3 protein-coding genes and 2 pseudogenes are annotated in these 4,499 nt (G+C 61.8%); all 5 read right to left on the bottom strand.

All coding sequences use genetic code 11. The features are described from left to right. A partial coding sequence (locus ACI7RC_RS27565) for an FAD-dependent oxidoreductase (protein WP_408111356.1) occupies window positions 1–371 on the bottom strand: 371 nt, incomplete at its 3' end. Window positions 372–414: 43 nt separating this feature from the next. Further along, a pseudogene (locus ACI7RC_RS27560) lies at window positions 415–981 on the bottom strand (FAD-dependent oxidoreductase); the annotation flags it as partial. Window positions 982–991: 10 nt separating this feature from the next. Then, window positions 992–2,508: pseudogene (locus tag ACI7RC_RS27555) on the bottom strand (dihydrolipoamide acetyltransferase family protein). An 11-nt stretch (window positions 2,509–2,519) separates the two neighbouring features. Beyond that, complete coding sequence (locus ACI7RC_RS27550) at window positions 2,520–3,503, bottom strand: alpha-ketoacid dehydrogenase subunit beta (RefSeq protein WP_408111355.1); 984 nt, start codon at window positions 3,501–3,503, stop codon at window positions 2,520–2,522. Window positions 3,504–3,537: 34 nt separating this feature from the next. Continuing rightward, a complete protein-coding gene (locus ACI7RC_RS27545) occupies window positions 3,538–4,497 on the bottom strand; it encodes a thiamine pyrophosphate-dependent dehydrogenase E1 component subunit alpha (protein WP_408111354.1) in 960 nt (319 codons plus the stop codon). Between the last annotated feature and the right edge of the window lie 2 nt (window positions 4,498–4,499).

Below are 4,499 nucleotides of genomic sequence, written 5' to 3'. Positions count from 1 at the left end.
ATCACCCCGCCGCCGATAATCGCGATCGACTCGGGAATCTCGCGCAGGCCAAAAATCGTGTCGCTGGTGTGAACCGCCACCTGATCGACGCCGGTGATCGGCGGCACGAACGGCACCGAACCGGTCGCCAGGATCACACGCTCCGCCTGAATCGTCTGCGGCGAAGCGCCGTCAATGGCAATCGTCTTGTCCGGGTGAACGGTTCCCCTTCCCTTGTAGACGTCTACCTTGCCCGCCTTCAAGAGGGAAGCCACGCCTGTCCGCAGGCGCTTGATCACCTCGTCTTTGCGGGCCATCATCTTCTCCAGGGAAAGCTGCAGCTCTCCGGTCTCGATCCCCCAGCTTTTGGCCGCCTGGATGTCTTCGATCACCTCGGCGTGGCGCAGCAGAGTTTTGGAGGGGATGCAGCCCCGNAATGCAGGCGAACTCCACGCCGATCACCCCGCCGCCGATAATCGCGATCGACTCGGGAATCTCGCGCAGGCCAAAAATCGTGTCGCTGGTGTGAACCGCCACCTGATCGACGCCGGTGATCGGCGGCACGAACGGCACCGAACCGGTCGCCAGGATCACACGCTCCGCCTGAATCGTCTGCGGCGAAGCGCCGTCAATGGCAATCGTCTTGTCCGGGTGAACGGTTCCCCTTCCCTTGTAGACGTCTACCTTGCCCGCCTTCAAGAGGGAAGCCACGCCTGTCCGCAGGCGCTTGATCACCTCGTCTTTGCGGGCCATCATCTTCTCCAGGGAAAGCTGCAGCTCTCCGGTCTCGATCCCCCAGCTTTTGGCTGCCTGGATGTCTTCGATCACCTCGGCGTGGCGCAGCAGAGTTTTGGAGGGGATGCAGCCCCGGTTGAGGCACGTGCCGCCCAGCTCGTCCGCCTCGATCAGGGCGACTGTCTGCCCTTCCTTGGCGGCGCGAATCGCCGCCACGTATCCGCCCGGACCGCCTCCGACTACGGCTACCTTGTAGGTTTTCATCATCACTTTCCTCCTAGACCATCATCTGATAGGGATTTTCCAGCGCTTCCTTGACCGTCTGCAGGAAGGCGGCCGCCGGTGCGCCGTCGATCACCCGATGGTCAAACGAGAGGCTGAGCGTCATCATCGGGCGCAGCACGATCTCACCCTTGACTCCGACGGGTTTTTCGTTGATGCGGCCGACGCCGAGAATCGCCGATTCCGGCTGGTTGATGATTGGCGTAAAGGCGTCGATCGGGTACATCCCCAGGTTGCTGATCGTAAAGGTGCCGCCGGACATGTGCTCCGGCAGGAGCTTGTTGTCGCGGGCCAGGGACGCCAGCTGCTTGCAGGCGGCAGTCAGGTCAGCCAGCCCTTGCTGGTCGGCTTGTTTGACGACCGGCACGACCAGCCCGTTCGGGACGGCCACCGCCAGTCCGACGTTCACCTGCGGGTGGTAGACGATATAGTCGCCTTGCAGAGAGGCATTCACCTTCGGATGCTCACGCAGCCCGTAGGCCACGGCTTTCANGCCAGCCCTTGCTGGTCAGCTTGTTTGACGACCGGCACGACCAGCCCGTTCGGGACGGCCACCGCCAGTCCGACGTTCACCTGCGGGTGGTAGACGATATAGTCGCCTTGCAGCGAGGCATTCACCTTCGGATGCTCACGCAGCCCGTAGGCCACGGCTTTCATGATGATCTCGGTGTACGACAGGCGCAGTCCCGTCTTGTTCTCCACGACAGGCAGCAGGGCCTGGCGCATTGCGATCGCGGCGCTCATGTCCACTTCGCTTACCAGGGTGACATGCGGCGCGGTAAAGGCGCTCTGCACCATCCGCTGGGCGATCACCTTGCGCATGCCGTCCAGCTTGACCTGCTCTCCTGCCGCCGGGACAGGAGCTGCGGCTTGGCGCTGATGGGCCAGCACGTCGCCTTTGCGCACTTTGCCCTGCACGCCTGTTCCCTCCACGTCTCCCAAGGCAATGCCTTCGGCAGCGGCGATCTTTTGCGCGAGCGGCGTCGCTTTGACTTCTGCCTGTCGGTTACCGGCCAGATAGCGCTCGACGTCGGCCTGGTGGATCCGGCCGCGCTCCCCGGTTCCAGTCACTTTGAGCAGGGAAATCCCGTTTTCCCGAGCGATGCGGCGCGCGGCCGGCGTGGCCCGCACTTTCTCCCCGGCGGATTCATCGGCATCTTCTTCGGTCTCGCAGGTTAGCGCCTCACAAGCGGCTTCAGCGGCGGCTCCATTGGCTCCGTCTTCTCCGCCATTGGAACCCTCGACAGCCGGCGGCGTATCCGGGACCTGCTCCCCTTCCGCTCCGATGTAGCCGATCACCTGGTTGACCGGGACCACTTCATCAGCGCCATAGTAGATCTTGAGCAGCTTGCCGCTGGCGTATGATTCCACTTCGATGTTGATCTTGTCCGTCATCACTTCCAGCAGCAGGTCGCCTTCACGGACGTCGTCGCCTTCCTGCTTGAACCACTGCAGGACGGTGCCCGTCTCCATCGTCATGCTCAGCTTGGGCATGAATACTTCCGTTGCCATGCTCTCTCCCCCTATACGCGGTTTAGCGTCTCTTTGACCGCTTGGATGATGTCGGCTTCTTGCGGGATGGCGGCCTTCTCCAGTATCGGGTTGTACGGGATCGGCACGGCTTTTCCGCCCAGGCGCTTGATCGGCGCGTCGAGGTAGTCAAACGCTTCGCTCTCGGCGATCATGCTGGCGATCTCGCCGCCGAATCCGCCGCGCTTGACGGCTTCGTGCACGACAACCAGCCGGCCGGTTTTCTTGACCGACTTGACGATGGTCTCTTCGTCGAGCGGGACCAGGGTGCGCGGATCGACGATCTCGACGCTGATCCCTTCTTTATCCAGTTCAGCCGCAGCGGCCAGCGCCTTGTGCACCATGATCGCGGTGGCGACGATGGTGACATCGGTCCCTTCGCGCTTGATGTCGGCGACCCCGAGCGGGATCGAGTAGGCCCCTTCCGGCACGTGTCCCTTGGTGCGGTAGCACAGCTTGTGTTCGTAGAAAATCACCGGGTTGTCGTCGTCCATCGCCGCTTTTAATAGTCCTTTGGCATCGTAACCGGTGGACGGCTGCACCACCTTCAGGCCGGGGATGTGGGCCATCCAGGCTTCCAGGCTTTGCGAGTGCTGGGCCGCAGCGCCTGTCCCCGATCCGGCCGGGGTGCGCAGCACCATCGGCACCTTGCCTTTGCCGCCGAACATGTAGCGGTTTTTCGCCGCCTGGTTGACGATCTGGTCGGTGGCGATGGTGATAAAGTCCGAGAACTGCAGCTCGATGATCGGGCGCATCCCGGTCATCGCCGCCCCGACGGCGGCACCGGCGATCGCCGACTCGGAGATCGGCGTGTTGCGCACGCGCTCCGGCCCGAACTCTTCGATCATGCCACGCGTCACCCCGAACGCCCCGCCGTAGACGCCGATATCTTCCCCCATGATGAATACGTCGGGGTTGACTCTCATCTCTTCCTGCATCGCTTCCCGAACCGCTTCCAAGTAGGTTATCTCTCTCATCTGTGTCCCTGCTCCCTTCTATTGTTTGCGTTCCTTAGGCGTACACGTCTTCTTCCAGCGTATCGAGAGTAGGCATCGGGCTGTTTTCGGCAAACACGACCGCGTCTTCGATTTCTTTTTTCGCTTTTTGTTCGATCTCGTCCGCCTGCTCCTGTGTCAGGATCGCCTCGTCGATCAAGACCTGCCGCATCCGTGCGATCGGATCGCGGTTGGTGCGCCAGTCCATCTCTTCCTCGCGGGTGCGGTACTTTTTCGCATCGCTCTTGGAGTGGCCTTTCCAGCGGTAGGTTTTGGCTTCGATCAGGGTCGGCCCTTCGCCGTTTCTGGCCCGCTCCACCGCCTCGGCTGCCGCGTTCATCACCGCGAAGATGTCGTTGCCGTCGACGACGACGCCCGGGATGCCGTACGAAGCGGAGCGCTCCGCGATGTTTTCGATGTTGGTCATCTCTTTGACCGAGCCGGACATGCCGTACTGGTTGTTTTCACAGATGAACACGACAGGAAGCTTCCAGATCGAGGCCATGTTGAGCGACTCGTGGAAGCTGCCTTCATTGGTCGCCCCGTCGCCGAAAAACGACAAAGTGACATAGCCGAGTTTTTTCATCTGGGACGTCAAAGCGGACCCGACCGCGATCGGAATCCCGCCGCCGACGATGCCGTTGGCGCCCAGGTTGCCCTTGTCCACATCGGCGATGTGCATCGAGCCGCCCTTGCCTTTGCAGTAGCCGGTGACCCGGCCGAACAGCTCGGCCATCATCCGGTTCACTTCCGCTCCTTTGGCGATACAGTGACCGTGTCCACGGTGGGTGCTGGTGATTTTATCCCGGTCTTCGAGGACAGCGATCGCCCCGGCGGCGGACGCTTCCTGTCCGACGGCCAGGTGGGTCGTCCCGTGGATCAAGCCTTTGGCGAAAAATTCGTCCACTTTTTCGTCAAAAAAGCGGATCAGCCACATTTGATGCAGCAGCTCCGGTAGTCTTTCCCGCGTAATCATGG

It is taken from the genome of Brevibacillus sp. B_LB10_24, assembly GCF_046036945.1.
Classification (GTDB): domain Bacteria; phylum Bacillota; class Bacilli; order Brevibacillales; family Brevibacillaceae; genus Brevibacillus_C.
This window is presented reverse-complemented; position numbering and strand designations above follow the sequence as displayed.

Bases quoted from the DNA above. Each gene is read 5' to 3' on its own strand.
- ACI7RC_RS27550 (WP_408111355.1), bottom strand. From the start codon at position 3,503: ATGAGAGAGATAACCTACTTGGAAGCGGTTCGGGAAGCGATGCAGGAA.
- ACI7RC_RS27545 (WP_408111354.1), bottom strand. From the start codon at position 4,497: ATGATTACGCGGGAAAGACTACCGGAGCTGCTGCATCAAATGTGGCTG.